The sequence below is a fragment of the Streptomyces cahuitamycinicus genome (genome assembly GCF_002891435.1).
Lineage (GTDB): Bacteria > Actinomycetota > Actinomycetes > Streptomycetales > Streptomycetaceae > Streptomyces > Streptomyces cahuitamycinicus.
In genome coordinates, this window is record NZ_POUC01000946.1 from 1 (window position 1) to 563 (window position 563).

1 pseudogene is annotated in these 563 nt (G+C 77.8%); it reads right to left on the reverse strand.

The features are described 5' to 3' along the window. Positions 1-563 (reverse strand): annotated as a pseudogene (locus tag C1J00_RS46140) (hypothetical protein); the annotation flags it as partial.

Below are 563 nucleotides of genomic sequence, written 5' to 3' on the forward strand. Positions count from 1 at the left end.
GGAGTGCCGGGTGTGCCGGGTGCCGGGGAGGTGGACGGCCGGTCCGAGCCGGGGCGGATCTCACGGCTGACGCCCGACGGCCGGTCCGAGGCAGCACGAGTTGCGTGGCCGACACCGGACTGCGCGTCGGGGAAACGAGTGGAGGCCCGGAACGGCCCGTCCGAGCCGAAGCTGGTCGCACCACCGACACCCGACGGCCGGTCCGAGCCGGGGCGGGTCTCGCGGCTGACGCCGGACGGCCGGTCCGGGGCGGCAGGGGTCTGGCGGCCGCCGTTGGACGGCCCGTTCGAGCCGGGGCCGGTCTCACGGCCGACACCCGACGGTCGGTCCGAGCCGAAGCCGGTCTCACCCCCGACACCCGACGGCCGGTCCGAGGCGGCACGAGTCTCGCGGCCGACACCGGACAGCCGGTCTGACGCGGCACGCGTACCGCGGTCGACGCCGGACGGTCCGTTCGAGCCGACACCGGTCTCACGCCCGACGCCCGACGGCCGGTCCGAGGCGGCACGGGTCGCGTGGCCGGCGCTGGGCGGCGCGTCCGGGAAGCGGGTCGAGGCGTGGGG